We start from the raw sequence: 25,932 nt of genomic DNA, 5'->3' as shown, positions 1-25,932 counted from the left end.
TACCATTCCTCGGTGTCGGAACTGAAGCTCGAGGTCCAGATGCTGCACGACCGGGTCCTCGTGCGGCTCACCCCCGAGGAGGGGGAGCGGCGCAGCACCGGCGGCATCGTCATCCCGGCCACCGCGCAGGTCGCCAAGCGGCTCGCGTGGGGGGACGTGGTGGGGGCGGGGACGAACGTCCGCACGGTGAAGGTGGGCGACCGGGTGCTGTTCAACCCCGAGGACCAGTTCGAGGTAGAGGTCCACGGGCAGGCCTACCTGGTGATGCGTGAGCGGGACGTGCACGCCGTGGCGAGCGAACGCACCGAACACGGGACCGGGCTGTACCTCTGACCGGGGTACCTCTGAGGGGAAAGGTGAACCGTGCCGCAGGACCAGGACTGGCCTGACGGGGCCAGATGGCCGGAGTCGCACACCGAGCAGACCGACCTGCTGCCCCGGGTGCCGCAGCACGTGGGACCGCAGGCGGTGGGGTCGCCGTTGGACGGTCCGACCGAGAAGCTCGGCACGCCGCAGGAGCAGGACGAGGAACCGGCCAAGCGCGGGGGTCTGCGCAAGCCCGCCATCATCGCGGGCGCGGTGGTCGGCGCGTTGGCCGTGCTCTACGGCATCGACCTGGCGATCAGCAGCGGTGACGTCCCGCGCGGGACGACCGTGGCAGGCGTCGAGGTCGGTGGGCTGTCGCAGGTCGACGCCGAGCGCGAGCTGCGCAACAAGATCGAGCCGCGGCTCACCCAGCCGGTGTCGCTCAAGATCGGCTCGGTCGAGGAGAAGCTGGACCCGACCAGGTCCGGGCTGACGCTGAACTGGGGCGCGACCCTGGAGCAGGCGGGCGACCAGCCGCTCAACCCGTTCACCCGGCTGTCGTCGCTGTTCGGCGGCACCCGCGAGGTCGGCGTGGTCACCGCGACCGACGACGCGGCGCTGACCGGGGCGATCGACCGGCTCAAGGCGGCGGGCACCCGCGCCCCGGCCGAGGGCGGCATCCGCTTCGACGGCGCCACCCCGGTCGCGGTCGAGCCGGTCGCGGGCCAGGAGCTCGACGCGGCGAAGGCCAAGTCGATCATCGTCGACGGCTGGGTCGCAGGCGGGTCGCTGACCCTGCCGGTGACCGCCACGCCGGTGAAGACGACGACCGAGGGCGTGCGCTCCGCGTTCGAGCTCGCCAAGGTCGCGGTGTCCGGGCCGGTCGTGGTCAAGGGCGAGGGCAAGGACGCCAGGATCGAGCCCGCGGTGATCGCGTCCGCGCTGGTGTTCGAGCCGGTCGACGGCGGCGGGCTGAACCCGAAGCTCGACCTGGTCAAGGTCACCGACGCGGTCAAGCCGCAGCTCGCCTCCACCGAGAAGGAGGGCAAGGACGCGCAGGTCGTCTTCGAGGGCGGCGCGCCGACGGTCACCCCCTCGGTCGACGGCACCGGGGTCAAGTACGACACCGCGTTCGCCACCCTGCTCGACGTGCTGAAGGAGCCGGACGGCCGCGAGCTCAAGGTCGAGTACACCAAGACCCCGGCCAAGGTGACCACCGAGCAGGCCACCCAGCTCGGCATCAAGGAGGTCATCGGCGAGTTCAGCACCAAGGGCTTCGCCGCCGACTCCGGGATCAACATCCGCACCGTCGCGGCGAAGGTCAACGGCGCCATCGTCAAGCCGGGCGAGACGTTCAGCCTCAACGGGTTCACCGGCCCGCGCACCTCGGTCCAGGGCTACGTCGAGGCGGGCGTGATCAAGGACGGCGCACCGGGCCGTGAGGTCGGCGGCGGTATCTCGCAGTTCGCCACCACGCTGTACAACGCCTCGTACTTCGCCGGTCTCAAGGACGCGGGCCACAAGGAGCACAGCTACTACATCAGCCGCTACCCGGCCGCCCGCGAGGCGACGGTGTTCCAGAACCACGACGGCAGCAGCGTCATCGACCTGAAGTTCACCAACGACGCGACGACCGGCGTGGCCATCCAGACCATCTGGACCTCCGGCTCGATCACGGTGAAGATCTGGGGCACCAAGCGCTACTCCGTCGAGTCGATCACCGGCGGCCGCTCCGCGGAGACCACCCCGCAGGAGAAGCCCGGCCCGACCACCGGCAAGTGCACCCCCAGCAACGGCGCCAACGGCTTCACCACCTCCGACACCCGCGTCCTGCGCGACGCCGCCACCGGCCGCGAGGTCCGCCGCGACACCCGCACGGTCCGCTACAACCCGCAGCCCAAGATCGTGTGCGCTCCCGCCCCGCAGGTGCCGCCCCCACCGGCCTGAGTCCGCCCGTCGAGGCCCGGTGACCGCGTGTGGTCACCGGGCCTTTCACGTTTGACCGACCCGATCAGGTGACACGTCATCCCCGGACCGTGACCGAGGAGGCCGCATGACCAGCGCAGTGCACAGCGCGCACCACAACGACGTGGTCAAGGGGTTGGGCCGCGCGGGCATGGCCTGCTACGGGGCCGTGTACGTGATCATCGCCTACCTGGCCCTGCAGGTCGCCTTCGGCGGCGGCGGCCAGGAAGCCGACCAGACCGGCGCGCTGCAGGAGATCGCCAGCACCCCGTTCGGCGCGGTGATCCTGTGGGTCCTCGCCATCGGCCTACTGGCCTTCGGCGTTTGGCAGCTGCTGATGGCCGCCGTGAGCTACCAGTGGCACGAGGGCAGGAAGCGCGTCTTCAAGCGCCTCGGCGCGGGCGTGCGCGGCATCGTCGGCATCTCCCTCGGCATCGCCGCCATCCGCATCGCCACCGGCAACGGCAGCCAGAGCGGCGACCAGAAGCAGAAGCAGATGACGGCCGAGCTGATGGCCCTGCCCGCAGGCCGCTTCCTCGTCGGCGCCATCGCCGTGGGTGTGATCGCCGCGGGCATCGCCAGCATCGTCTCCGGCTTCCGCAAGTCCTTCATGAAGGACCTCGACACCAGCGACCTCCCCAAACCCCGCGTGGTCGAACGCCTCGGCCAGATCGGCTACATCGCCAAGGGCCTCGGCATCGCCATCGTCGGCGTCCTCCTGGGCATCGCCGCCCTCGACGCCAACGCCTCCGAAGCAGGCGGCCTCGACTCCGCCCTCCGAACCCTCGCCAACCAACCCTTCGGCACCGTGCTGCTGGTGGTGGTAGCCGCAGGCTTCGCCGCCTTCGGCACCTACGCCATCGCCGCCGCCAAGGCCCACCGCACCTGAGCGTCGGAGCGGTACTTCAGCACGCGCTGAACCAACTCCTCACCGCCCCGTGATCGAGCCTTCTCGGCGATCCGCGGGCGTGTGTCTCTGCGATCTCCAACTGGCAAGAGATGCCGTGCGGAAACATCCATCGTGGACAGTGGATGCCGTCCCGGATGATGCCGATGGCCCGCCACCACGCAGGTAGCGGGCCATCGTCAAGCGAGTTCCTAGAACGCGGCTTCGTCGACGTCCATCAGGTCCAGGTCCGCTGCCTCGACGATCTTGCGGGCCGCCGATAGCTCAGGCAGGACGTTCTTGGCGAAGAAGGACGCCACGGCCACCTTGCCCTCGTAGAACGCCTTGTCGCGCCCAGTGACCCCGGCATCCAGCCGGGCCAGGGCGATTTCCGCCTGGCGCTGGAGCAGCCACCCGACAAGCAGGTCGCCGGTGGCCATCAGCAGGCGCACGCTGTGCAGGCCGACCCGGTAGATGCTGCGCGGTTCCTCTTGCGACGCCGTCAGGTGGCCGACCATCGCGCCGAGGATGCCCTGGACGTCTTCGAGGGCCTGCTTCAGGAGTTCGCGTTCCCGCTTCAGGCGACCGTTGCCGCTCTCCGAGTCCAGGAACTTGGTGATCTCGCCCGCCACGAACGCCAGCGCCTGGCCCTTGTCGCGGATGATCTTGCGGAAGAAGAAGTCCAGGGACTGGATCGCGGTGGTGCCCTCGTACAGCGAGTCGATCTTGGAGTCGCGGATGTACTGCTCGAGCGGGTAGTCCTGCAGGAAGCCCGAGCCGCCGAGGGTTTGCAGGGATTGCACCAGTTGCTCGGTGGCGCGCTCGGAGCCGACGCCCTTGACGATCGGCAGCAGGAGGTCGTTCACCCGTTCGGCGAGCTTCAGGGATTCCTCGTCACCCTCGCGGGTCCACAGCTGGTCCTGGAAAGTCGCGTTGTACAGGTACAGCGACCGCAGGCCCTCGGCGTACGCCTTCTGCAGCATGAGGCTGCGTCGCACGTCCGGGTGATGGGTGATGGTGACCCTGGGTGCGGTCTTGTCCAGCATGTTCGGCAGGTCGGCGCCCTGGACCCGCTCCTTGGCGTACTCCAGCGCGTTCAGGTAGCCGGTGGACAGCGTCGCGATGGCCTTGGTGCCGACCATCATCCTGGCGTACTCGATCACCTGGAACATCTGCGCGATGCCGTCGTGCACCTCGCCGAGCAGCCAGCCCTTGGCCGGGGTGCCGTGCTGGCCGAAGGTGACCTCGCAGGTCGTCGACACCTTCAGGCCCATCTTGTGCTCGACGTTGGTCACGTACGCGCCGTTGCGCTCGCCGAGGTCACCGGTCTCGGTGTCGAAGTGGAACTTGGGCACCAGGAACAGGCTCAGGCCCTTGGTGCCCGGGCCGTGGCCCTCGGGGCGGGCGAGCACCAGGTGCATGATGTTCTCGGTCAGGTCCTGGTCCCCCGAGGTGATGAACCGCTTCACCCCGTCGATGTGCCAGGAGCCGTCGTCCTGCTTGACCGCCTTGGTGCGGCCCGCGCCGACGTCCGACCCGGCGTCCGGCTCGGTGAGGACCATCGTCGCGCCCCAGCCGCGGTCGATCATGAGCCGGGCCCAGCGCTTCTGCTCCTCGGTGCCGTTGTTGTGCACGACCATCGCGAAGTTCGGCCCGGCCAGGTAGATGAACAGCGCCGGGTTCGCGCCGAGGATCAGCTCGGAGGCCGCCCACTGGACCGTCGGCGGCAGGCCGAAGCCGCCCAGTTCGTTGGTCAGGCCGAGCCGCCACCACTCGCCGTCCCACATCTGCTGGTACGACTTCTTGAACGACTCCGGCAGCGTGGCGCTGAAGGTCTTCGGGTCGTACTCGGGCGGGTTGCGGTCGGCGTCGACGAAGGACTCGGCCAGCGGACCCACGGCGAGCTTGTTCAACTCGCTGAGCACGCCCCGCGCGGTCTCCTCGTCCGACTCCGCCAGGACCCCCTTGCCCAACCGGTCCCCGACGGCGAACACCTCGAACAGGTTGAACTCGAGGTCGCGGACGTTGCTCTTGTAGTGGCCCATCTCGTCGCTCCGTGTGTCACGCTCGTGAGCAGCGGCTACTCATCGGTAACTTGAGTCTATTACCGGCTGGTAGGAGCGGCAAGGCGCGGGGGGTGCTTCACCCGGTCGGTGGTCGAGATCCCGCTCACGTGCCGGTGCGCGGCCTGCGGGCGGGAGCGATGAGCACACCCGACTTGAACGCCACGGCCACCGCGTGCGTGCGGTCCCTGGCGCAGAGCTTGCGCAGGATGCTCTTGACGTGCGTCCGCACGGTCTCCACCGAGACGAACAGCACCTTGGCGATCTCCTGGTTCTCCAGCCCGTCGGCGATCAGCTGCAGCACCTGGAACTCCCGGCGCGACAGCGGCAGCTGCTCGTCGGACACCCTGGCCAGCCGGGCGCGCGGCGCGGCGACGGTGCTCGCCAGGCCGGGGTCGAGGTAGCGGCGGGTCTCGTGGACGGTCCGGATCGCCTCGACGACCTGCGGTGGCTCGACGGAGCGCTGCAGGACGCCGTGCACGCCCGCGGTGATCGCGGTGGCCACGTACTGGGTGGTCCGGTGCGCCTCGCGGACCAGGATCACCACGGCGAGGGCGGGGCACGCCGCGCACAAGGAGGTCGACAGGTGTCCGCGCGGGTCGAGGCCGGAGTCGATGAGCGCGACATCGGGGCGGAACCGCTCGACGAACCCGAGCGCGCCCTGCGGTGTGTCGGTGGCGCCGAGCCAGCGCAGGCCAGGGGTGCGCAGCACGAGCGCGGACAGCCCCTCCCGGAACAAGGGGACGCCGTCGACGAGCGCGACCGTTGGGCCTACCTCCCCGGGCCTGCCGACGAAGGCCCGGTGGGTACTGCGCGGCATGTGTGGCTCCTCCAGCTGTTCACCCGTCCGTGTAGGTGCGACGACCCGATCCGCCGCCCGTGACGTGCGGTTTCGATATTTCCGGCCATTTCCGCGACAGCCTCACCCACACGGGTGAGAACGCCGGTGTGATCTGTGTTACATACATCGCCGGTTGGTCGCGGTGTGTGTCGTCATCACCCGATGGTGGTTGGCGACCAGGTCACGAACCGGCGTGAGATCGGTGAATGGGTAGGAACGGCGCGGTCCGCCGGATAGGGTCAGGGGAGTACTCCGCCAGTGACCAGTCGGATGCCGAGCGTGGGCGGCCTGACCCAAACAGGGGGCTACGTGGAAGCGGGCGCGGTGCGCAATGCGGACGAGTGGTTCCGGCTGATGGTCGAGACCGGACTCGCCCCCGGCCTGCGGGCGTTGGGCCTGTCCGGCAACGGCAGGCACTTCCGGGTGATCGAGAACGCCCACGTCGGGCAGATCTCCATCCTCCAGTCGGCCAAGTCGAGCACCTACTCCACCCGCTTCACCCTGTCGTTGAGCGTCACCGCCACCGACGAGTGGGCCTCCCAGCTGCGCATCCGGCCGTACACCCGCGCCGCGGGCCACACCGGCGCGGGCTGGCAGGAGCGCATCGGCAACCTGATGCTGGTCGGCTCGGGCGTCCCGATCGGCGACCTGTGGTGGAAGATCGAGGCGGGCCGCCCGTTCGCGAACCTGTCGGCCGAGGTGCTGACCGCCGTGCGCGAGTTCGGCCTCCCGGCGATCCGCGGCCAGATCCGCGCCCGCGTGCACTGAGTGTGGCCGAGGAGAACCCGGACTACCCGCGGACCCAGCTGATCACGTACCTCGGTAATAAGCGCGGCCTCTTAGCCCCGATCGACGCGGCAGTCCGAACTGTCCGCGAGCACCTTGGTCGTCCCTTACGCATCCTGGACGCGTTCTCCGGGTCTGGTGTCGTGTCCCGTGCGCTCAAGCAGCACGCGTCGATGTTGGTGGTCAACGACATCGAGGACTACGCCCGCGTGGTGAGTCAGTGCTACCTGACGAACGCGGACGAGGTAGACCTACCGGCGTTGGAGGAGCTCGTACGAGACCTCAACCGCCAGGTAGACCTCTCCCCCGGCGACGGGTTCATCCGAAAGCTCTACGCCCCCGCAGACGACGACCACATCCAGCCCGGCGAACGCGTCTTCTACACAACGAGCAACGCCCGAAGACTAGACAGCTACGCCTGCCTGATCCGCCAAGCCCCACCACACTTACAGCCCCTCTTACTCGGGCCACTGCTATCGGCGGCGTCGATACACACCAACACCGCGGGCCTCTTCAAAGGCTTCTACAAGGACAGAGCCACCGGCGTGGGCAGACTCGGCGGCAGCGGCAAGGACGCCTTATCGCGCATCAAGGGCGAGATCAGGCTGAGCACCCCAGTACTCAGCAACTTCTCCAGCGCGGTCACCGTCCTGCAACAAGACGCCAACACCCTCCCCGACGTGCTGGACGAGCTGGACCTGGCCTACCTGGACCCGCCGTACAACCAGCACCCGTACGGCTCCAACTACTTCATGCTCAACCTGCTGGTCAACTACACCGAGCCGGTCGACATCAGCCCGATCTCCGGCATCCCCACCACCTGGCGCCGCTCCGCGTACAACATCCGCAAACGCGCCCCTGCTCTGCTGGCCGACCTCCTGGCCCGCATCCCTGCCCGCTTCATCCTCATCTCCGCCAACAACGAGGGCTTCATCTCCCCACCCGCCATGCACCACCTGCTCCGCGAGGCGGGCACGGTCACCGAGTTCACCACCCAGTACAACGCCTTCCGCGGCAGCCGAAACCTCCACTCCCGCACCCTCCACGTGACCGAACACCTCTACCTGGTCGACAAAGCCTGCGAAATCCAACCCACCGCTGCCCGGGACTGAGTGCGCGACACCAAGGCGAACTCGCCCAATCGGGACCAGATGGGACATTTCGGCAACGTGCCTGGTGAATGGGAACTATTCGGTCGCGCCGGGGTTGACCGCATTCGCGCTGGTTGGGGCGTTGAGGGCTCTGTATAGGCGATGCCTATGTTTCATTGGCATGTACCGCAGATGAAAGGACATCGTCACTGTGAACCTTGTCAATCGTCCCGATGGCAAGGAGTTCTCCAGATGTCCGTCAAATCCCTGTTCGTCGGCGCGGTCAGCGTCGCGGTTCTCGTAATGCCGGTGATCGCAGGCTCCGCGTCCGCCGAAACGTCGAGTGCGGCCGCCGCCAAGACGGTCTGCGTCAGCACCTCCGGCGCGCCGCAGTTCCGCCAGTACATCATCGCCGGGCTCGGCAAGTGGAACGAGGCCGTGCGCAACGTCCAGCTGAAGGAGTGCGCGGGCGCCACGCTGAGGTACGTCGAGGGCAGCTACGGCCAGCAGGGCTCGCACGCGGTGACCAACGGCCACGGCCAGGGCACCATCTACATCGACTTCCAGCAGATGGCCAAGTACGACAAGGTCCGCATCACCGCGCACGAGACGGGCCACGCACTCGGCCTCAAGGACCACTACCAGGGCCCGTGCTCAGAACTGATGTCCGGCGGCGGCGCCGGAACCTCCTGCCACAACGCCAGCCCGAACACCCAGGAGCGCCAGTCCATCGAGCGCATGTGGGCCAACGGCTACACCGCCCCCGAAACCTGGTCCATCCAGCAGTAACCCCATCCCCAGCCGGCCCGGGGAGCCCACCCCTCCCCGGGCCCACCCACCGCCACACAACCAACAACGCCATATCGAAGGTTCGAACGAATCCCCACTGATTCCGCCGCCGACCGCACCGTAGGCGACAGCCCCATTGGTTACACACCTTGATCCGACGACCGAAGGTCAAGCGAACCCCGCTGATTCCGCCGCCGACCGCACCGTGGGGGCCTGGGGGGTCGCCCCCCAGATTCAATGGCGAAACCACAACGTCTGCGCACTCCGCAGACATGAATAGCCCTGGTTGAGCGGATGACGGGAATCGAACCCGCGTATTCAGCTTGGGAATCTGCTGCGCACACCCCGTACACCAGTGCTGACCTGCGCCGGAGCTGTTCACCCCTATCCCCAGCTACCCGCCTGTGACCACCCCTCATCGCACGCCAATCGCACGACTCAACCTGGTACCCACTCCGCCCCCTGCACCCCGACACGAAGCCCAATCACACGGACAGCGGTGACTGTCAAGGTACTCCGTCCCGCCTTGACAGTCACCGCTGTCCGTAGTCACCCTCGGGCGTCGGGGTGCCTAGGAAGCTCTGCCTCGTTCACCGCGTACAGCGCCACCGGGCCGTACTGCGAGTCCACGCTTCCTCGGACCGGCCCACCCGGAAACAGCCCGAACTGATCCGCGAGCTGCTGTCTCGTGAACAGGTGCCGAGGTGCCCCTCCAGACCCATACCGAGGCACCTCACCCTCCGCCGGTCCCTGCCGCTTCCCCACCTCGTCGTCTGCCATAGACCCACCGTCCCAGCGCCCCACCTCGCCAAGCAGCGTCCAACCGGCTGACTCCTCGCCGTCCTCCCCTGCTCGCGCGCCGGTCGCGGCGGCTCGCGTCCCTTCCCCGTCCCAGGCCGCGCCGCGCGGCCGTCCGGCCGTAAGCGAAGCGTCAGGCCGGACCGCGCCGCGATGGATGCCGCCCCACCGCCCAGGCGACAGGCCCACGCAGCGCGCCGCCGCGAGCGGCGCGCCTTGATCCCATAGAGCCGGTTTCAGCAAGTACAATGCGATCACGTCATCTTGTTGACGATCCGGACATAACTCCGCATCCGCGGATCTTCAAAACGATAACGCCCTTGAGTGATGCGACGAAGTATTTTTCCTCCATCGCTTGACATAAGTCGGGTGAAGTAGTTGTTCAACGATCCTTGGGATACTTCCTGACCAGTCCTCAACTCGATCGCCGACCTTAGGTCAGCCGAAGCAAACTCCTCGGTTTCCAAAGAGGCGGCTGCGGCGAGTATTTCGCGATACATCTCACTGGCCGACCTGACACTCTCATCATAGATTCTAGTGAGGGTTCCTTCGGCATCGGTGACCGCGCCCGACATTGCCCTCGTAAGGTCGGCTGCGGAAACCGTGGACCGGTTGTCGCCGATAACATCCTCCGCGCACTTTAAGGCGAGGAGGTGTGTGAAGTGTGGATACCCTGCACTGAGTCGGAGAATGGATTCGATTACATCTTGTTGGAACGTGATTCCTAGGACCTGCGCTCCGGTTGTTATAATGGGCCGCAACTCCGCATTGCTCATCCTGCTCAGCTTAGTCTCGCGAAGGCATCGCTGAACCGACGGATGGGCCGCAGTAAGTTGGTCGCCGGTTTCTGCGATTCCCACGACCATTATCTTGAAAGGTGAGCCATAGTCGCTAAGTTGCTTGATGAGTTCAGCAACTCGACGTTTCTCCTCTTCGCTCTTGACGGCATCGAACTCATCTATGAGTAGCAATCCATCCAACTCTTTCAGCGCATCCGCAGCAGAAGAAGGCGATATTGCGTTGTAGGCAGTAAAGGTACGGACAACGTCCGTTTTCGACTCCTGTGCTCCCTGAAACAGCCCTCCCTGGATTCCGGCTTTCCGGGTTTTCGACTGCGTATCGCTCACCGCTGTCAGACTTAGATCATGCCCGACCGCCGCGAGGGGTTTCTGGAGAATCGTCTCGAAAACGTCAGCCTGATCGCAACGCTTGACGAATAGTTCTGGCTGCATGGCCTGAAGTAACACATTAGACACAATATTTGCCAGCGAGCTTTTGCCAACACCTCTCTCCCCATAGAGAAGGACATGTTGACCAGGCGTATTCAGTGTCTGGACCAAGCTCCCCACCTGATCTGCTCGACCAAAGAGAAGACTGATGTCCCTGATCGGCTGATGGGGGGTAAATACCGACCGGACCCCCGAAGCGATAATCCGAGCTTCCCTGCTCAGGCCGAAAGTGTCTGACACTCCGGGGTCATTCTTATGCGATTGGCGTCGAATTTTCGCCGCACGCCTAGCGATGCGATTGCTTTCATTCTTTCGGCGGCGGGATCTGTTCATTCTAACACCTTGTCCGGTCGACAACGATTCTACTAGTGACCCACATTCCAAGTGGACAGATCGTATCGCCAACCGACTCTTCGCGCAACTGAACGCTCAAATTCGTGAGTAGATAGGTGTCGGAATCTGGAGCAATGTGTTCTGCAACCGTGTGGAGTTAATTGACTAGCCGGCAAGCGCCCCTTGCCGGGTCGAGCGGAGGTAGGAGGCGGGCAGGATAGCGCCTCGCCTGGGAATGGTCGAAAATGAAGGTGGTCGCAAGGTAGTCCTTGGCGACGATCTCGTAGCAGTCGTCGGTGTGTGTCACCAAGCTCTAGAAATCGGAGCTATGCGCGGTCCGAGGGTCGGAAGGCGATGTCAGGAGAAGGTGGCAACACGCGCGGCGTCGTCAGTCACGATCACCGTGGTAGCGATCGTGTGCTCGCATCATCCAGGATGAAGATGCGAGGTAGACCCCATCGGTCATGCACGTTGTGCGGCTCGTGACGGCGTGGTTACGCTGGCTGGTGACATAGGCCAGTGAGTGAGGTGTTGTGATGCCCAAGATCCAGGAGGTACTGCCGAAGTACCTCCAGATTGCCAACCACTACCGCGACCAGATCACCCGTGGCGACCTCAAGCCGGGTGACAAGTTGCCGTCTGAGCGGCAGATCGCGGAGGAGTGGGAGGTTGTGCGGCCGACTGCTGAGAAGGCGTTGAACTCGCTGGAGGGGCAGGGCTTGGTCGAGCGGCGGCAGGGTTCGGGCACGTACGTACTGACGCAGAAGGTGGCGGTCAGGGCTCGGGAGCGGTACGCGCGGGTGCGGCAGTTCGGCAAGATCTACGCGCCTGGTTGGTATGCGGTGATCAAGTCCGCAGAGCTGGTCGCAGCTCCTGACCACGTAGCGGAAGCGTTGGGCGTAGGTGTCGGTGACCAGGTGATTCGTCGTGCTCGGGTCACGCACAACGATGCTGACCTGCCGGTGGAGATGTCGATCTCTTGGGCGGACGGCAGTCTGGCCGAGGTCGCGCCGAACCTGCTCGTTGCCGAGCGGATCAGGATGGGCTCGGTGGGTTATGTCGAGTCGGTGACTGGTCGGACCGCGTCTCATGCTCGCGATCAGTTCGCGGCTCGTGCGGCGACGGATGAGGAGCGCGAGACGCTCGGGCTGTCTGGCACCGATGCAGCTGTGTTGGCGTACCGGCACACCGTCTACGACCAGGACGACAAGCCGTTGGAGTACGCGGAGGCCGCCTACCCTCCCGGCGCTTGGGCTGTTGACCAGGTCTACTTGATCGACTGACAGCAGCCCATCGTTAACACGTTCGGGTGACCTCCTCGCCACAGGTGGCCTATGCCACTATATTTGCTGGTGGCAAGGGCCACTTGTGGCCAGGTCGGTGGAGGAGGCAACGATGGCGATGCCGAAGGGGTTTCGGTTCCCGGTGGAGTTCGCGGTGGCGTTTCCGCAGGGGTTGGTGTTGGTAGGGCAGGTGGGGCCGGACACGGAGTACCAGTCTCGGGAGGACAGGGCGGCGAACCGGCCGACGCGGCAGCGGATTGATGAGGTGAGTGGGCAGAGGCAGTGGAAGGCGACGGTCACTGACCCGGGTGAGACGAATGCCAAGCGGGCGTCGTTTGAGGTGACGTTGTTGGCAGATGTGCAGCCCGTGCCGACTACTGCTGAGGCGTTGCCGGGGATGCGGCCGGTGGAATTGGTGGGGTTGACGGCGGAGCCTCGGGTGTCGGGGAATGGGGAGTTCAAGTACTTGTCGTTCAACTACCGGGCGGCGGGGTTCGCCGAGGCTGCGAGTGGGGTGCGGGGGAAGTCGGAGCCGTCTGGAAAGGCGGCGTAGGGCATGGGGTACGCGTCGTGTTGTGTGCCTACGATGCCGCCGGTGTTGGTGCAGCGGTGGGAGGCGGTCTACGCCCGGTACGGCTGGACAGGGCCGGAAGGTGTGGCGGAGGCATCCGAGGACGTGGGGGCGTTGTGGCGGGAGATGGCCGCCGTACCCGGGTGCCCCTGGTGGTTGGTCGCCGGGCTGGTGACGGCAGCGGAGGCGTTCGACGCGCAGGGGCGGGAGTGGTCGACGTGGGCGGCTGCTCAGACGGGGTTCTTCGCTGACCCGTCGCGGCGGTTGTCAGGCGAACTCCCCGTCAGAGCGGACGTGTTCTCGCCGCTATCGGGAAGGTGAGGCGGATGGGGTGTGCGCGGAACGTGCTGAAGGTAGCTCCGGTGGCGGGGGATCAGTTCATGTTGTCCAGGGCACCGCAGACGACGGCGGAGGTGCGGGCTCGGGCGGTGGAGATGGGGCAGGGCTGGCCGGCGTTCGTGCCGACATTGGTTTCCGATCTTGATGACCTCATCAACCACGCGCGAGAGGTTAAGGAAAGCTTCGCCAAGGAGAGCTTCGGCGAGGGTTCCGCGATCGACAACCTTGACGCCACCGCGTATGGGGTGATTGAGGCGTGTCGGTGGCTTCAGGTGTTCCAGTTCAGGGACAAGGACTGAGGGTTGGAGCGCGGGGAGCCTGCGGGGTGGGCCGGTGTGGCGAAGGTGATCACCGATCGACTGGTGGTGTTGGGGTGGCGGCAGCGGCAGCTGGCGGAGCGGGCGAATGTGTCGCAGGCGATCGTGCGGGAGTTGCAGTACGACACCAACCGGCGGCGGCGTAGCGCTCGCACGCTTGAGGCGCTCTCGGTCGCACTAGGGCTGCATCCGTCGCACTTGCTGGATGTCGCGCTCGGGGTTGTCCCTAAGCCGGCACAACTGCCGGACGATCACTCACAGGAGTTCTTCGTGGCGTGGGTGGAAGATCAGGCGCGCCTGATGAGTCTTGTCGAGGATCTGCATCGGAAAGTCGACGAACTTCGTCGTTCTCGTTGAACGTTTCGTTTGTGGGGCACAGAAGCGGGTCACGTGGTGTGCCCCCAAGTGCCCGCTTCTGTGCCTGTCGGCTCGTGAGGGAGCAGACGTGGAAATCGTAGGTGTTGTGGCCAGGGTCTTGGCGATCTCGTTTCAGGTACCGCATCGGGTGGTGATGTGTCGTGGGTAGGTGGGTTGATCCGGCGCCGTTGGAAGTGTCACGGCCTCGGTTGCCGTGGTGGACGTTGTTGCCTGGCAAGGCAAAGGTCGCGCTGCTGCCAGTCGCGGCGGCGTGGGTCGCGGTGTGGTTGGCGGCGCGGGCGTTGCGGGTGAGTTGGTACTACCCGGCGACCGTGGTGGCTTTCGCGCTCGGGGTTGGCGTGTGGGTGTGATGCGGGCCGTGGATCGCGGGGTCCGTGGTCACGGTGGCTGGAATCGGCATGCTCGTGTGGTGGTGGCGGGCCACCGATTGTTTCCGCGTCCGGATGTGGTGGGCACGTACGGAGTTCCGGCGGGTCGCGGTGTATGCGTGGCAGTGGCGCACCGTCATGCGGCTGGCCAATCTCGATGCGCGTGCGAAGGCCCGTGAGTACCTGCCCCGGTTGCGGCGGACACGCTCGGAAGGGTGGCGGGACCGGGTCCGGGTACGGATGGTGAAAGGGCAGGCGCCGGAGCAGTGGGAAGCGCGGGCCTCCGGGTTGGCGCACTCTTTCCGGGCTCGCTCTTGTCGGGTCCGGGTGATCAAGCCGGGGACCATCGAACTGGACTTGGTGCACTCCGACCCGTTGGCCCAGCCGGTGGCGCTTCCCGGGCTGGGACAGGCCGTGGATCTGCGGCGCGTACCGGTGGGGCGGACTGAGACAGGCAGGCCGTGGCGGGTGCGGTTGCTGGGCAATCACGTGCTCACGGTGGGCGTGACCGGCGCCGGTAAGGGTTCGTTGTTGTGGTCGGTGGTGTGGGCGTTGGCGCCGATGGTCAAAGCGGGATCGGTGCGACTGGTCGGGGTCGACCCGAAGGGCGGGATGGAACTCGGGCAGGTGCCGGAGGTGTTCGACCGGGTCGTGTTCGAGGGCGGGGAAGCTGCGGTGACCCTGCTGGAACAGACCGCCGCTGACGTGCGGGAACGCGCTGGGTCATATCGCGGTGTGCGGCGCGGGTGGTCCCCAGAGACTGGTGACCCGTTCACGGTGCTGGTGGTCGATGAGTTGGCGGACCTGATCGCCTACCAGCCTGACAAACGGCTGCGGGAGCGTGCGCAGGGGGCGTTGCAGACCATCGCGTCTCAAGGACGTGCGCCCGGCCTGGCGGTGCTGGGGTTTGTGCAGGACCCGCGCAAAGAGGTTGTCCCGTTTCGGCATCTGTTCCCGACCAGGGTGGCGATGCGGCTGGACGAGCACACCCAGGTGGACATGGTCCTCGGTGACGGCGTGAGGGCACGGGGCGCGACCGCACACGAGATCCCCGAGGCAACACCCGGTGTGGCCTGGGTCAAGCAGGACGGACAACGCGACCCGGTGCGGGCGCGGGCGTTCAACGTGACTGATTCGAACCTGGTCGAGCTGCGCCACTTCATCACCGGCACAGCGGCGACCGTCATTCCCTTTCCTGAAAACACAACGCATGGAGGACAAGCAGCATGACCGCGACCTTGGACAACACCGGAACCGTCCTGTGGGGACAGATCGACCACGTGGCCAGCTCCGTGCGCGAGCACCTGGACCGCCACCCGCACCTGTCGGTGGGCACCCTGGGCGTCTACTCGGCCAACCTCGGACAGGGACGAGTGGAGGTCTACGTCTCGGCCCCCGACCAGCCGCAGGCCTGCGCGCGGCTCCTGGCCTGGGTCGACACCCTCGACCACGCCACGCTCGTGCTGCGCTACTGCGACGACAACCCCCAGGCCCGCGCCTACACCCACCTCGCTGACGGCACACCGGTCACCGTCATCGCACCCCTGGACCCCACCGAGCTACACGGGATCACCGCCGACCGGACCGGCGACTGGGTCTTGCACTGGCTCCGAATGCACGCCTCGGAGGCCACCGCATGACAGCAGAGATCATCACCCTGGATAGAGGGCCACTAGCGGCGGATGTGGTGCGGGCAACGGCCGAACAGCACGGGGTGTGCGTGCGGCCGTTCACCATGGAAGTCACCGACCGCGCCGACGGCAGCACCCGATACGTGGGTGTGCCGTGCGGATCGACAGTGGAGTCGGTGTGCCTGCCCTGTGCGCGCAAGGCCCGGGCGCTGAGGATGACCCAGTGCCGTGAGGGCTGGCACCTCACCGCCGAGCCTGTCACGGTCGTCGCGGACCCCTCACCTGAGCAGCTGGCGTTGATGGAACGGCGCGCCGACCTGGTCGCCGAGTATCAGACGGCGGTGGGCGCGGATGCTGATGACCTGCGGGAAGAGATCCGTTCCCTGGACGATGAGCTCCACCAGCTCGGCGTCCGGGGACGGCTCCTCTCCCCCGATGCATCTCCGAAGCGGGCTCCAACACGGTCCACCAAGAGGCGGCAGGACGCGCCGAACCTGCCCCGGCGCAAGGTGGAACGGCGCACAGTGGGGCGCGAGTACGCGGGCGGGTTCCGACCGTCGATGTTCGTCACGCTCACCTGTGACAGCTACGGCCCTGTTCGCGATGACGGGACTCCGGTCAATCCTGACCGGTACGACTATCGGCGGGCGGCTCGGGACGCGGTGCACTTCGCCTCCCTAGTCGATCGGTGGTGGCAGAACCTTCGCCGCGTCGTCGGGTGGGACGTGCAGTACTTCGCCACGGTGGAGCCCCAGCGGCGGGTGGCACCGCACCTGCACGCGGCGGTGCGGGGCTCGATCTCGCACGAGGTGCTGCGACAGGTCACCGCAGCCACCTACCTCCAAGTCTGGTGGCCACCCCACGACGAGCCGATCTACAGTGACCGGCTCCCGGTCTGGGTCGATGGCCGGTTCGTCGACCCAGACACCCGGCAACCCCTCACGCCCTGGGGCGACGCGCTCGACCAGGTCCAGGCCCCCGCGCACGTGGCGACCTTCGGGGCTCAGGTGCACTCCAAGGGCATCCTCGGCGGCAGCGAGGAGGCCGGGCGGCACATCGGGTACCTGACCAAGTACCTCACCAAGGCCACGGGCGAGGTAATCGAGGCCCACACCGAACGGCAACGACAACACCACGACCGACTCCACGCAGAACTGGCCATCACACCCTGTTCGCCCCGGTGCGCGGTCTGGCTGCTCTACGGCATCCAACCCCTGGGCGCGAACAGCCGCACCACCCTCGGCCACTGCCGAGCACGAGCACACCGCCGAACCACCCTCGGACTACCAGGACGCCGAGTCCTGGTCTCCCGCAAGTGGTCCGGCAAGACACTCGCCGACCACCGCCAAGACCGCAAAGCCTTCGTCACCCAAGCCCTAGCCGCAGTCGGCATCGTCAAACCCGAACCTGACCGGTCACAGGAGACGTGGCACAAGGTCAAACCCGGTGATCTCTCCGTCCCCCCGCGCGTGCACCTCCTGATGCACGCAATCAGCGAACGCATCCGCTGGAGAGCCGAATACGACGCCGCGTTACTGGCAGCCGATGTTTCAGCAACTCCACCACTAGCGGCCTGACCAGGGGAGACACGATGGAACACCAGTACCTGACAGTGGACCAGACGGCGGAGTACCTGAACACGTCGGTCCGGTTCGTGCGGCGGCTCGTGGCGGAGCGGCGGGTGGCCTTCTACAAGGTCGGCGTCCACGTGCGGTTCGCCGTCGCCGACCTGGACGCGTTCCTGGCGGAGGGGCGTGTGGAGCCGGTCACGGTGGGATCGGTGTGGGTGTCCATGCAGAGGGCAGCCTGATGGCGGGCAAGCGGCGACGGCGGTTCGGTGCGATGCGGAAGTTGCCGTCAGGTCGCTATCAGGTGAGTTACCTGGGGCCGGACAGCAAGCGGAGGAACGCGCCTGAGACGTTCCCGAACAAGACGGCTGCGGAGCAGTACCTCGCCAGACTCGAAACTACGATGATGGCCGGGGAATGGGCGGATCCGGCCAAGGCGAAGATCCACGTCGGCGACTACGCGGATCAATGGATCACGCAGCGGCCGCGTCTGAGTCCACGAACGGTCGACCTCTACCGCTGGCTGCTCGCAAAGCACATAGAGCCGTATGTCGGTCGCCTCCCGATGGGTAAGCTCACCCCGGCGGCGGTGCGGCAGTGGCGGGTGGATCTCTTGGCCGCTGGTGTCTCGCAGACGATGGCTGCCAAGGCGTATCGGCTGCTGCGGGCGGTGCTCAATACGGCGGTCGATGAGGACAGCATCCTGGTCAAGAACCCCTGCCGGGTGCGGGGCGCTGATCAGGAGACACCGAGCGAGCGGCCGGTGCTGACCGTGAAGCAGGTGTTCGAGCTAGCCGATGCCATGCCGGTGCGCCGGTTGCGGACGTTGATCCTGGTCACGGCCTTCTGCACGCTGCGGTGGGGTGAAGTCGTCGCATTGCGGCGCGGGGATGTGGCGCCGGACGGGAGCCGGCTGCACGTGCGCCAGGCCGTCACTGAGGTCGCGCGACGGGGCGTGGTCGTGGGGCCACCGAAGTCACGGGCAGGGGTGCGGACGTTGATCGTCCCGGCAGCGGTTCGAGCTGAGCTGGTCCAGCACCTCGAAGAGTGGGTGGATGCGGGCAGCGAGGCGCTCCTGTTCCCGGCCGACAACGGCAAGCACATGCGGCGGTCGAACTTCAGCCAGCGGGTCAAGTGGACTCAGTTGGTCACCCGCCTGGGGATGAAGGGTGTCCACTTCCACGACCTCCGCCATGCCGGGAACATCTGGGTCGCGCGGGTCGGGGTGAGCACCAAGGACCTCATGGCGAGGATGGGTCACGACGACATGCGCGCCGCGTTGATCTACCAACGCGCCACCCAAGAAGCCGACCAGGCCATCGCGGACCAGCTGTCGAAACTCGCCGACGAGCACCGGAGCGACTAGTTGCACGCTTATCGCACGCCCCCACTCAGCCCGATCACCGCACCGTGGGGGTCTGGGGGCTCGGCCCCCAGGGCAAAAGGCGAAACCACAAGGTCCAAGTATTCCTTGGACATGGGTAGCCCTGGTTGAGCGGATGACGGGAATCGAACCCGCGTATTCAGCTTGGGAAGCTGATGTTCTACCATTGAACTACATCCGCAGCGATCTGGAAGATCGCCGCTAGCCTACACGGCCTGGGTGGGCGCGTCACGGGGAGGTGGCGTGGTTAGGGTGTGGGGGTGTTGCTGAGCGATCGTGACCTGCGGGAAGAGTTGGCCTCGGGGCGGCTGGGGGTGGAGCCGTTCGAGCCGCTCATGGTGCAGCCGTCGAGTGTTGACGTGCGGTTGGACCGGTTCTTCCGGGTGTTCAACAACACGCGGTACACGCACATCGATCCCAGGCAGCAGCAGGACGACCTGACGTCGTTGGTTGAGGCTGAGGATGATGAGCCGTTCGTGCTGCACCCCGGGGAGTTCGTGCTGGGGTCGACGTTCGAGGCCGTCACGCTGCCTGATGACCTGGCGGGGCGGTTGGAGGGGAAGTCGTCGTTGGGGCGGTTGGGGTTGTTGACGCACTCGACGGCGGGGTTCATCGATCCGGGGTTCACCGGGCACATCACGCTGGAGCTGTCCAATGTGGCGAACCTGCCGATCACGCTGTGGCCGGGGATGAAGATCGGGCAGCTCTGCCTGTTCCGGCTGTCGTCCGCCGCCGAGTTCCCGTACGGGTCGAAGGAAGCCGGGTCGCGCTACCAGGGGCAGCGTGGGCCGACGCCCTCGAAGGCCTACCTGAACTTTCACCGGGTCGACACCAAGCGCTGACCGACCGGGGTGATCAGGGCGGCGGCCAGAGGTAGTGCTGCCGCCAGGGACAGGGCTAACGGCCAGCCGAAGGCGGTTACGACTACCGCGAACAGTGGTGCGATGGCCAGTGCCATGGCGTTCTGGCCCGTGTTCTGGATGCCCAACGCGCGCCCTGCCCAGAACGGGCCCGCTAGTTCTGCCGTGGCGGTGAACGCCAACCCGTTGTCGGTCACCGAGATGACCAGCACCGCGACGAGCCCCACCACGGCCACCCACGACGACCCGCCGAACGCCCAGATCATCAGCGCCGCCGCCACGGCCACCGCGATGATCCGCATCGGTCGCATCCGGCTGCCCACCCGGTCCGACCACACCCCCGCCCCGATCCGGCCCGCCGCGCCGAAGATCTGGACGATCGCCAGTACGACGCCGGCCGTGACCGCGCTCCACCCGTGTTCCGTGACCAGGTAGGTCAACGCGAACGTGCTGGAGATGAACTGAGGCCCCACGAGCAGCGCGCTAGCGGTGTGCACCCGCCACAGCGTCGGAGTCCGATAGGGCGACCGGGTTTCGGTGACCGTGCGCGCTGCCGGGCGTGGTGGGTCCACCAGCCACAGGGCAACGACAACCGCCAAACTCAGGCATAACGCCGCAGGTACGAGAAGCGCCGCGCGGTAGCCCCAAGCCTCCCCTGCGGCCGGTAGTACTAGAGCGGCGAAACCGACGCCGATGGGCGTGCACGTCTGCCGGATCCCCATCGCCAGCCCGCGCTCGGAGGCCTCGAACCATCCCAGCACCGCCCGCCCGCTGGCCGAGGTGATCGACGCCGAGAACACCCCGGCCACGATCATCAGCACGACCAGCCCCGCCACCCCGGTTGTCGCCGCGGCGGCCAGGCCCGCGAGCCCGGTGCCCGCCATGCCGATGCCCATCACGATCCGCTCGCCGAACCGGTCGGTCGCCGCGCCCCACGCGATCAGCGCGACGAGCACCCCGAGCACCGGCGCCACCGCCAGCGTCCCGCCCTCGGTCAGCGACAACCCCAGTTCGGCCCGCAGTTGCGGCAGCAGGAAGGGCAACCCGTAGACCAGACTGGTCACCGCGGCCTGCGCGGCGACCGCGATCGCCAAGATCCACCAGCGTCGTCCCATGTAGTTAACGTAGCTAAGTGTTCCTGGATATCGGAACAACTTTCCCGCGATACGAGAAGCGCCCCCGACCAGGGCAGGTCGGGGGCGCTGTCGAGAACCGGCTACTTGTCCTCGTCCGGCAACGGTGTCCCGGTGCCGACCTCGTCGGTCGGGGTGTCCAGCGGCTCCTTGCCCCGCCGCACCGCCGACAGCAGCAACTGCGCGACGTCCACGACCTCGACGTGCTGCCCCGCGAGACCGTCCGCCTGCCGGGCGGTGACCCCATCGGTCAGCATCACGCGGCAGAACGGGCAGCCGGTCGCGATCTTCGACGGGGCGGTCCCCAGAGCCTCGTCAACCCGGTCGACGTTGATGCGCTTACCGATGCGCTCTTCCATCCACATCCGCGCACCGCCCGCACCGCAGCACATAGACCTATCCGCGTGCCGAGGCATTTCGCGCAACCGCGCACCGGAAGCACCAACGAGTTCGCGTGGCGCTTCGTAGACCTTGTTGTGCCGACCCAGGTAGCACGGGTCGTGATAGGTGACGTCCTCGGAAACCGGTGCCACCGGAACCAGTCGACGCTCACGCACCAACTTGTTCAACAGCTGCGTGTGGTGCAAGACCTCGTAGTTGCCACCGAGCTGCGGGTACTCGTTCGCGATCGTGTTGAAGCAGTGCGCGCAGGTCACCACGATCTTGCGCTTACCGGCCTCGCGCCCCTCGAACACCGCGTTGATGACCTCGACGTTCTGCTGCGCCAGCATCTGGAACAGGAACTCGTTGCCTGCCCGCCGCGCCGGGTCGCCCGTGCAGGTCTCCTCTGGCCCGAGCACCGTGTACTTCACCTCGGCGGTGTGCAGCAGTTCCGCGACCGCGCGCGTCGTCTTCTTGGCCCTGTCCTCGAACGCGCCCGCGCAGCCGACCCAGAACAGGTACTCGGTGTCGTCGGCCAGTTCGCCGTCGAACACCGGCACCTCGAACTCGAGGTCCTCGGTCCAGGCCAGCCGGTCCTTGGCGTTCTGGCCCCACGGGTTGCCCTTGTTCTCCAGGTTCTTGAACATCCCGCCGAGCTCGGACGGGAAGTTCGACTCGATCAGCACCTGGTAGCGGCGCATGTCGACGATGTGGTCGACGTGCTCGATGTCCACTGGGCACTGCTCGACGCAAGCGCCACAGGTAGTGCAAGACCACAGCACCTCGGGATCGATGACCCCGCCGTCGTCTCCGATAAGAGCCCGCTCGGACTCGGCGATGGCTAGCACGTCGATGCCCGCGTACGGGTTGTCCCCCGTTAGACCTACCTCGTCGCCCGCCATGTCCCTGCGCCCGCCCGCGAGCAGGTAAGGGGCCTTGGCGTACGCGTGGTCGCGCAGCTGCGTGATCACCAGCTTCGGCGACAGCGGCTTGCCGGTGTTCCACGCCGGGCACTGCGACTGGCAGCGGCCGCACTCGGTGCAGGTCGTGAAGTCCAGCCAGCCCTTCCAGGTGAAGTCCTCGACCTTGCCCGCGCCGAAGACGTCCTTCTCCGGGTCGGCCTCCTCGAAGTCGAGCGGCTTGCCGCCGGACATCATCGGCCGCAGCGGGCCGAGCGCCACGCCGCCGTCGTCCTCGCGCTTGAAGTAGATGTTGAAGAAGGCGCTGAACCGGTGCCAGGCCACGCCCATGGTCATGTACTTGGCGACCACGTACACCCACACCATGGCGCCCATCAGCTTGATGAACGCCAGCGCGGACACCAGGTCGGGGCTCGCCGGGAGGAGCTGCCCGAGCGGGTTGGTCACGAACGCCGCCCAGGTCGGCAGCTCGTGCGCGCCCAGCGCCGCCTTGCCCGCGCGCACGCCCAGGATGCCGATGCCCTCGAAGATCACCACGGCCTCGACGAAGTACGCCTGCCACTGGTTCGACCCCTGGAACCGCGACAGCCGGTCGGCGCGGCGGGGGTGGTTGCGCTGCCTGATGACCGCGAGCGCCACGCCACCGACGACCGTGCCGACGCCGAGCAGCTCCATCAGCAGGTGCCACAGGTTCCAGTGGTCGAGGACCGGCCAGCCCCAGGTCGGCACGAACACCTCGCCGTAGGCCTCGAACAGCGCGGCCGACCCGATCAGGAAGCCCCACATCACCAGCCAGTGCCACGGCCCGACGTGCCGGAACTTGTTCATCCGGGTGTGCGCGGCGAACTCGGTGACCAGCGTCTTCATCCTCGGCACGAACGGCCCGGCGCGGGTCGCGTCCGGCTGGCCGAGTCGGATGACGGCCACCATCCGCGCCACGGTCCGCACGAACATGCCCCACGCGACCAGGCTGACCGCGACCGCGACCAACCCCAGTGCCAGCTGCACGGCGCCCATGTGGTGGTGCCCTTCCGTCGTCGGGGTGCGGGTGGGTGGACCCTACGCGTTCTTACTGGCCGGTAACCGACTTTGAGAAGCCTAAGTCGGTCAAGTGTGGCGCACACCTCGGTAACTTCCTGGACGTTTGTTCAGGTAGTTTGGCGCGGTGCCACCGCCCATCTTCCCCGCGATCACCCGGCTCGGCCCGACGTGAGGACCTACCGCAGGGTCGACGGCCGCAGGACCAGGGGCGACCGGCGCAAGCGCGAGATCATCGGGGCGACGCTGCTGGTGATCGAGCGCGACGGCGTCGCCGGAGTGTCGCACCGGTCGGTCGCGGCGGAAGCGGGGATCCCGCCCGCGTCGATCACCTACCACTTCGCCGCGCTCGACGACCTGGTCGTGGCCGCACTCGTGCACTCGGCAGAGGAACTCGCCGCGCGCACCAGGGACCTCATCGAGTCCAGCCGGATCAAGGGCAGCGGCCCGGCAGGCGCGGTCGCCGAGGTGCTGGCCGACGCGCTCGGACCGCGGCGCGGGCGGACCAGGGCGCAGTTCGAGCTGTACCTGCTCGCCGCCCGCCGACCGGAGCTGCGACCGGCCGCGCGGCTGTGGATCGACGTGCTGACCAGCCTCGGCCGCCAGCCGGACGAGGTCGGCTTCCGCGCCTTCCTCGCCGCGCTCGACGGCATGCTCACCCAGGGCCTGATCGACGACGAGCCGCCGACCGCCGCCGAGCTGCTCCCGGTCGTGGAGCACCTGCTCGCCCCGCTGCGCTGAAGCCGCCTAGGACCAAAGTCTTACCCGAACCAAGACCCGGGTCCGATGTCGGCGCACGCCGGGGACCCTAGTCTCGGGTGAGGGTAGTCGGGGGACGCTGACCAGCGGAAACGGGACGGTGTACCACCTGGGGGTAGGGACAACTTCAGGGCAGGGTCGGGGGCGTCCCGGATCCCGGCAACCGGTCTGCGGTCCTAGCGTCGCGGTAGCGGTTTCTCCTGGTGATGTGCGGTTCCGGTGGGGGTGTCATGGCAAGCGGTGTGGTGGCGGGGCGGTCACGGCGAGGGGTGCTGGGGGTGACCGCCGTGGGGGTGGCGGTCCTGCTCTCCTCCCTGGCCGCCTGCGGTATCGCGACGAAGCGGTTCAGCGATGACGCCTCGGTCGGCGGGACGATCCACGCGGTCCGGATCGAGAGCTCCGCCGGTTCGGTGCGGTTGCGGGTCGGCCCGTCGGCCAGCGTGCACCGCACCGTGTCCTACCTGGACGGACGGCCGGGGGTGACGCACCGGGTCGAGGGCGACGTGCTGGTCCTGCGGGAGTGCGAGGTGCGCAACTGCTGGGTCGACTACGAGGTGGTCGTGCCCGAGGGCGTGACCGTCTCGGGGGGCCTCGACTCGGGTTCCGTCGACGTCGAGGGGGCGTCGACGGTCAACCTGCGGGTCAGCTCGGGGGAGGTGAAGGTGCGCAGGGTGTCCGGCGCGGTGAACGTCAAGGCCGAGTCGGGTTCGGTCGACCTGGTCGACGTCAAGGGGAAGGTCGCCGTCGAGGCCGAGTCGGGGGGCATCTCGGCCCGCGACGTCGGCGCCGCCACCCTGCGCTCCGAATCCGGCTCGGTCGACGCGCAGGGCGTCGACGGCGCGGTGGACGCGTCGGCGCAGTCGGGCAGCGTCACCGTCCGGTTGTCCAAGGCCGCGGGGGTCAAGGCCACCACCAACAGCGGGTCGGTGCAGGTCACCGTCCCGAAAGGGGAGTACCGGGTGAGCGCGCACACCGACAGCGGGGATGTCGACAACGGCATCGGCGACTACCGCGACTCGCCGAACCACCTCGAACTCAACGCGGACAGCGGCGACGTGACGGTGAGGTTCGGCTGATGGCGGAGCAGGTTCTCGCAGCGCAAGGGGGCAAGGCCGAGCAGGCGCACGGCGTCGGCGCGGTGGTCCACGAGCGGGCCGACGCGGCGCGCAACCGGCGGCGCATCCTGGTCGCCGCCCGCGCGCTGTTCGCCCAGCGCGGGGTGGACAAGGTGACGATGGACCAGATCGCCGCGGCGGCCGGGGTGGGCAAGGGGACCCTGTTCCGGCGGTTCGGCGACAAGTCGGGGCTGGCCGCGGCGCTGCTCGACGACGGGGAGCGCGGGCTGCGGGCGCGGGTGGCCGAGGGGGCGGCGCCGCTGGGTCCGGGGGGAGACCCGGCGGCGCGGCTGGTGGCCTTCTTCGACGCGTACCTGACCTTCCTGACCGACCACCTCGACCTGGTGCACCTCGCCGAGACGGCGCGCCCGGGCACCCGGTACCGGATCGCGGCCTACCGCTACTGGCACGGCCACGTCGCCGCGCTGCTCACCGAGGCGGAGGCGGCGGGCGACCGGGACGCCCTTGCACACGTGTTGCTGGCGAGCGTCGCCGCGGACCTGCAGCGCGCTGTGCGGGCCGAGGTGACCGCGGCCGGGATGCGCGCGTCGGTGCTGCACGTCGTGGATTCGGTGGTGAACGCTCAGGTCAGCGCCCCGGAGCCGGTCGAGGTCAGTGTCGAGCCGGAGGCCGTGCAGCCGTCGTCGTCACCCGGTTCAGTGGTGGCGCTCACGCCGGGAACAACCGACCGGGGTGCTTCGTTGTGGGTGCAGGAAGGTTGAGCGGGGCGGACTCAAGTTAGGAACTTCAGTCCGGTAGGCTCAACTTTGCCCGGCCCCGCAGTGGGCCGGACACCACAG

The 25,932-nt window shown here is 67.3% G+C and carries 26 protein-coding genes and 1 tRNA gene; 21 read left to right on the top strand and 6 right to left on the bottom strand.

Annotation, left to right across the window (positions count from 1 at the left end; translation table 11 throughout):
* Window positions 1-39 precede the first annotated feature (39 nt).
* The 3 genes from BMY07_RS22525 to BMY07_RS22515 all read left to right on the top strand — a co-directional run bounded on the left by BMY07_RS22525 (window position 40) and on the right by BMY07_RS22515 (window position 3,160).
* Window positions 40-333 (top strand): GroES family chaperonin, encoded by a 294-nt coding sequence (locus BMY07_RS22525; RefSeq protein ID WP_092782310.1) that lies wholly within the window; start codon window positions 40-42, stop codon window positions 331-333.
* Between the two features lie 30 nt (window positions 334-363).
* Window positions 364-2,253, top strand: coding sequence for a VanW family protein (locus BMY07_RS22520; RefSeq protein WP_092782066.1), 1,890 nt, complete (start codon window positions 364-366; stop codon window positions 2,251-2,253).
* A 106-nt stretch (window positions 2,254-2,359) separates the two neighbouring features.
* Complete coding sequence (locus BMY07_RS22515) at window positions 2,360-3,160, top strand: DUF1206 domain-containing protein (RefSeq protein ID WP_245782568.1); 801 nt, start codon at window positions 2,360-2,362, stop codon at window positions 3,158-3,160.
* Between the two features lie 209 nt (window positions 3,161-3,369).
* On the opposite strand, the gene BMY07_RS22510 is transcribed toward BMY07_RS22515, so the two are convergent.
* Complete coding sequence (locus BMY07_RS22510) at window positions 3,370-5,202, bottom strand: acyl-CoA dehydrogenase (RefSeq protein ID WP_092782064.1); 1,833 nt, start codon at window positions 5,200-5,202, stop codon at window positions 3,370-3,372.
* 124 nt (window positions 5,203-5,326) lie between these two features.
* The gene (locus BMY07_RS22505) at window positions 5,327-6,040 is read right to left on the bottom strand and encodes a response regulator transcription factor (RefSeq protein WP_092782060.1); all 714 of its coding nucleotides are present in this window, start codon (window positions 6,038-6,040) and stop codon (window positions 5,327-5,329) included.
* Between the two features lie 279 nt (window positions 6,041-6,319).
* Between BMY07_RS22505 and BMY07_RS22500 the strand changes: the two genes are divergently transcribed.
* The 3 genes from BMY07_RS22500 (at window position 6,320) to BMY07_RS22490 (ending at window position 8,727) form a co-directional block, all read left to right on the top strand.
* On the top strand, window positions 6,320-6,829 hold the full coding sequence (locus BMY07_RS22500; RefSeq protein WP_143073596.1) for a DUF4304 domain-containing protein: 510 nt from the start codon (window positions 6,320-6,322) through the stop codon (window positions 6,827-6,829).
* Window positions 6,830-6,831: 2 nt separating this feature from the next.
* Window positions 6,832-7,959: a DNA adenine methylase gene (locus BMY07_RS22495; RefSeq protein WP_218150726.1), complete on the top strand. Its 1,128-nt coding sequence runs from the start codon at window positions 6,832-6,834 to the stop codon at window positions 7,957-7,959.
* Window positions 7,960-8,190: 231 nt separating this feature from the next.
* Complete coding sequence (locus BMY07_RS22490; protein WP_092782054.1) at window positions 8,191-8,727, top strand: snapalysin family zinc-dependent metalloprotease; 537 nt, start codon at window positions 8,191-8,193, stop codon at window positions 8,725-8,727.
* A gap of 1,052 nt (window positions 8,728-9,779) precedes the next feature.
* Here BMY07_RS22490 and BMY07_RS22485 read toward each other — a convergent pair.
* Window positions 9,780-11,087: an ATP-binding protein gene (locus BMY07_RS22485; RefSeq protein WP_092782051.1), complete on the bottom strand. Its 1,308-nt coding sequence runs from the start codon at window positions 11,085-11,087 to the stop codon at window positions 9,780-9,782.
* A 536-nt stretch (window positions 11,088-11,623) separates the two neighbouring features.
* On the opposite strand from BMY07_RS22485, the gene BMY07_RS22480 reads away from it, so the two are divergent.
* From BMY07_RS22480 to BMY07_RS22435, 11 genes are all read left to right on the top strand, one after another.
* On the top strand, window positions 11,624-12,370 hold the full coding sequence (locus BMY07_RS22480) for a GntR family transcriptional regulator (protein WP_092782048.1): 747 nt from the start codon (window positions 11,624-11,626) through the stop codon (window positions 12,368-12,370).
* Between the two features lie 112 nt (window positions 12,371-12,482).
* Entirely contained in the window at window positions 12,483-12,923 is a 441-nt protein-coding gene (locus BMY07_RS22475; protein ID WP_092782301.1) for a hypothetical protein, read from the top strand.
* A gap of 42 nt (window positions 12,924-12,965) precedes the next feature.
* Window positions 12,966-13,262: a hypothetical protein gene (locus tag BMY07_RS22470; RefSeq protein ID WP_143073595.1), complete on the top strand. Its 297-nt coding sequence runs from the start codon at window positions 12,966-12,968 to the stop codon at window positions 13,260-13,262.
* A gap of 41 nt (window positions 13,263-13,303) precedes the next feature.
* A complete protein-coding gene (locus BMY07_RS22465) occupies window positions 13,304-13,579 on the top strand; it encodes a hypothetical protein (RefSeq protein ID WP_092782042.1) in 276 nt (91 codons plus the stop codon).
* 36 nt (window positions 13,580-13,615) lie between these two features.
* Window positions 13,616-13,954: a helix-turn-helix domain-containing protein gene (locus BMY07_RS22460; protein WP_245782567.1), complete on the top strand. Its 339-nt coding sequence runs from the start codon at window positions 13,616-13,618 to the stop codon at window positions 13,952-13,954.
* 227 nt (window positions 13,955-14,181) lie between these two features.
* Window positions 14,182-14,325 (top strand): hypothetical protein, encoded by a 144-nt coding sequence (locus tag BMY07_RS35525; protein WP_245782566.1) that lies wholly within the window; start codon window positions 14,182-14,184, stop codon window positions 14,323-14,325.
* Window positions 14,326-14,349: 24 nt separating this feature from the next.
* The gene (locus BMY07_RS22455) at window positions 14,350-15,573 is read left to right on the top strand and encodes an FtsK/SpoIIIE domain-containing protein (protein ID WP_245782565.1); all 1,224 of its coding nucleotides are present in this window, start codon (window positions 14,350-14,352) and stop codon (window positions 15,571-15,573) included.
* Entirely contained in the window at window positions 15,570-15,983 is a 414-nt protein-coding gene (locus BMY07_RS22450; RefSeq protein WP_092782037.1) for a hypothetical protein, read from the top strand. The genes BMY07_RS22455 and BMY07_RS22450 overlap by 4 nt, the downstream gene beginning before the upstream one ends.
* Window positions 15,980-17,551, top strand: coding sequence for a replication initiator (locus BMY07_RS22445; RefSeq protein WP_092782035.1), 1,572 nt, complete (start codon window positions 15,980-15,982; stop codon window positions 17,549-17,551). Before BMY07_RS22450 ends, BMY07_RS22445 begins: the two co-directional genes overlap by 4 nt.
* Before the next feature lie 14 nt (window positions 17,552-17,565).
* On the top strand, window positions 17,566-17,784 hold the full coding sequence (locus BMY07_RS22440) for a helix-turn-helix domain-containing protein (protein ID WP_092782032.1): 219 nt from the start codon (window positions 17,566-17,568) through the stop codon (window positions 17,782-17,784).
* On the top strand, window positions 17,784-18,908 hold the full coding sequence (locus tag BMY07_RS22435; protein WP_092782029.1) for a tyrosine-type recombinase/integrase: 1,125 nt from the start codon (window positions 17,784-17,786) through the stop codon (window positions 18,906-18,908). Before BMY07_RS22440 ends, BMY07_RS22435 begins: the two co-directional genes overlap by 1 nt.
* 128 nt (window positions 18,909-19,036) lie before the next feature.
* On the opposite strand, the gene BMY07_RS22430 is transcribed toward BMY07_RS22435, so the two are convergent.
* Window positions 19,037-19,107 (bottom strand) — tRNA-Gly (locus BMY07_RS22430).
* Between the two features lie 79 nt (window positions 19,108-19,186).
* Between BMY07_RS22430 and dcd the strand changes: the two genes are divergently transcribed.
* The gene (gene dcd, locus BMY07_RS22425; RefSeq protein ID WP_092782298.1) at window positions 19,187-19,768 is read left to right on the top strand and encodes a dCTP deaminase; all 582 of its coding nucleotides are present in this window, start codon (window positions 19,187-19,189) and stop codon (window positions 19,766-19,768) included.
* On the opposite strand, the gene BMY07_RS22420 is transcribed toward dcd, so the two are convergent.
* Both BMY07_RS22420 and BMY07_RS22415 read right to left on the bottom strand, forming a co-directional pair.
* Window positions 19,744-20,901 carry an MFS transporter gene (locus BMY07_RS22420; RefSeq protein WP_092782026.1) on the bottom strand — a complete coding sequence of 386 codons (1,158 nt, stop codon included), beginning with the start codon at window positions 20,899-20,901 and terminating at the stop codon, window positions 19,744-19,746. The genes dcd and BMY07_RS22420 overlap by 25 nt on opposite strands.
* A gap of 101 nt (window positions 20,902-21,002) precedes the next feature.
* The gene (locus BMY07_RS22415) at window positions 21,003-23,237 is read right to left on the bottom strand and encodes a (Fe-S)-binding protein (protein WP_092782023.1); all 2,235 of its coding nucleotides are present in this window, start codon (window positions 23,235-23,237) and stop codon (window positions 21,003-21,005) included.
* Between the two features lie 192 nt (window positions 23,238-23,429).
* Between BMY07_RS22415 and BMY07_RS22410 the strand changes: the two genes are divergently transcribed.
* The 3 genes from BMY07_RS22410 (at window position 23,430) to BMY07_RS22400 (ending at window position 25,854) form a co-directional block, all read left to right on the top strand.
* Window positions 23,430-23,999 carry a TetR/AcrR family transcriptional regulator gene (locus tag BMY07_RS22410; RefSeq protein WP_092782020.1) on the top strand — a complete coding sequence of 190 codons (570 nt, stop codon included), beginning with the start codon at window positions 23,430-23,432 and terminating at the stop codon, window positions 23,997-23,999.
* Between the two features lie 296 nt (window positions 24,000-24,295).
* Window positions 24,296-25,093 carry a DUF4097 family beta strand repeat-containing protein gene (locus BMY07_RS22405; RefSeq protein ID WP_177215710.1) on the top strand — a complete coding sequence of 266 codons (798 nt, stop codon included), beginning with the start codon at window positions 24,296-24,298 and terminating at the stop codon, window positions 25,091-25,093.
* Window positions 25,093-25,854, top strand: coding sequence for a TetR/AcrR family transcriptional regulator (locus BMY07_RS22400; protein WP_092782014.1), 762 nt, complete (start codon window positions 25,093-25,095; stop codon window positions 25,852-25,854). The genes BMY07_RS22405 and BMY07_RS22400 overlap by 1 nt, the downstream gene beginning before the upstream one ends.
* Window positions 25,855-25,932 lie beyond the last annotated feature (78 nt).

It is taken from the genome of Actinokineospora terrae (genome assembly GCF_900111175.1).
Taxonomy (GTDB): domain Bacteria; phylum Actinomycetota; class Actinomycetes; order Mycobacteriales; family Pseudonocardiaceae; genus Actinokineospora; species Actinokineospora terrae.
The sequence above is the reverse complement of the archived record's forward strand: the minus strand, read 5'-3'. Positions and strand labels throughout refer to the sequence as shown.

What these genes read in the sequence shown, in the direction of transcription:
- BMY07_RS22525 (WP_092782310.1), top strand. Translation starts at nt 40, where the DNA reads ATGCTGCACGACCGGGTCCTCGTGCGGCTCACCCCCGAGGAGGGGGAG.
- BMY07_RS22515 (WP_245782568.1), top strand. Translation starts at nt 2,360, where the DNA reads ATGACCAGCGCAGTGCACAGCGCGCACCACAACGACGTGGTCAAGGGG.
- BMY07_RS22510 (WP_092782064.1), bottom strand. Translation starts at nt 5,202, where the DNA reads ATGGGCCACTACAAGAGCAACGTCCGCGACCTCGAGTTCAACCTGTTC.
- BMY07_RS22505 (WP_092782060.1), bottom strand. Translation starts at nt 6,040, where the DNA reads ATGCCGCGCAGTACCCACCGGGCCTTCGTCGGCAGGCCCGGGGAGGTA.
- BMY07_RS22490 (WP_092782054.1), top strand. Translation starts at nt 8,191, where the DNA reads ATGTCCGTCAAATCCCTGTTCGTCGGCGCGGTCAGCGTCGCGGTTCTC.
- BMY07_RS22485 (WP_092782051.1), bottom strand. Translation starts at nt 11,087, where the DNA reads ATGAACAGATCCCGCCGCCGAAAGAATGAAAGCAATCGCATCGCTAGG.
- BMY07_RS22480 (WP_092782048.1), top strand. Translation starts at nt 11,624, where the DNA reads ATGCCCAAGATCCAGGAGGTACTGCCGAAGTACCTCCAGATTGCCAAC.
- BMY07_RS22475 (WP_092782301.1), top strand. Translation starts at nt 12,483, where the DNA reads ATGGCGATGCCGAAGGGGTTTCGGTTCCCGGTGGAGTTCGCGGTGGCG.
- BMY07_RS22450 (WP_092782037.1), top strand. Translation starts at nt 15,570, where the DNA reads ATGACCGCGACCTTGGACAACACCGGAACCGTCCTGTGGGGACAGATC.
- BMY07_RS22445 (WP_092782035.1), top strand. Translation starts at nt 15,980, where the DNA reads ATGACAGCAGAGATCATCACCCTGGATAGAGGGCCACTAGCGGCGGAT.
- BMY07_RS22440 (WP_092782032.1), top strand. Translation starts at nt 17,566, where the DNA reads ATGGAACACCAGTACCTGACAGTGGACCAGACGGCGGAGTACCTGAAC.
- BMY07_RS22435 (WP_092782029.1), top strand. Translation starts at nt 17,784, where the DNA reads ATGGCGGGCAAGCGGCGACGGCGGTTCGGTGCGATGCGGAAGTTGCCG.
- BMY07_RS22420 (WP_092782026.1), bottom strand. Translation starts at nt 20,901, where the DNA reads ATGGGACGACGCTGGTGGATCTTGGCGATCGCGGTCGCCGCGCAGGCC.
- BMY07_RS22415 (WP_092782023.1), bottom strand. Translation starts at nt 23,237, where the DNA reads ATGGGCGCCGTGCAGCTGGCACTGGGGTTGGTCGCGGTCGCGGTCAGC.
- BMY07_RS22400 (WP_092782014.1), top strand. Translation starts at nt 25,093, where the DNA reads ATGGCGGAGCAGGTTCTCGCAGCGCAAGGGGGCAAGGCCGAGCAGGCG.